The following is a 374-nucleotide window of genomic DNA, read 5'->3' as shown; positions in this document are numbered from 1 at the left end:
TATATATGGAGGATTAGCTCAGCTGGGAGAGCATCTGCCTTACAAGCAGAGGGTCGGCGGTTCGATCCCGTCATCCTCCACCATTTATTATTGGACAAACTATATTACGCCGGTTTAGCTCAATTGGTAGAGCAACTGACTTGTAATCAGTAGGTTGGGGGTTCAAGTCCTCTAGCCGGCACCATTTTATGAGCCATTAGCTCAGTTGGTAGAGCATCTGACTTTTAATCAGAGGGTCGGAGGTTCGAATCCTCCATGGCTCATCTTATTTTTGTCTGCGGGTGTGGCGGAATTGGCAGACGCACTAGACTTAGGATCTAGCGCCGCAAGGCGTGGGGGTTCGACTCCCTTCACCCGCACCAATTTATTATCAA

Annotated in this window: 4 tRNA genes; all 4 read left to right on the top strand. The window is 48.9% G+C overall.

Going from position 1 to position 374, the window contains the following annotated elements:
* The first annotated feature begins 7 nt into the window (after window positions 1-7).
* The 4 genes from NiCM35_RS26720 (at window position 8) to NiCM35_RS26705 (ending at window position 362) form a co-directional block, all read left to right on the top strand.
* Window positions 8-83, top strand: a tRNA-Val gene (locus tag NiCM35_RS26720).
* A 25-nt stretch (window positions 84-108) separates the two neighbouring features.
* Window positions 109-184 (top strand) — tRNA-Thr (locus NiCM35_RS26715).
* A 6-nt stretch (window positions 185-190) separates the two neighbouring features.
* Window positions 191-263 (top strand) — tRNA-Lys (locus NiCM35_RS26710).
* 14 nt (window positions 264-277) lie between these two features.
* Window positions 278-362 (top strand) — tRNA-Leu (locus NiCM35_RS26705).
* The last annotated feature ends 12 nt before the right edge of the window (window positions 363-374 follow it).

Source organism: Niallia sp. M35 (genome assembly GCF_050971705.1).
Lineage (GTDB): Bacteria > Bacillota > Bacilli > Bacillales > Cytobacillaceae > Niallia > Niallia circulans_A.
Note: the sequence above shows the minus strand (reverse complement) of the source record. Positions and strands in the feature narration are given on the sequence as shown.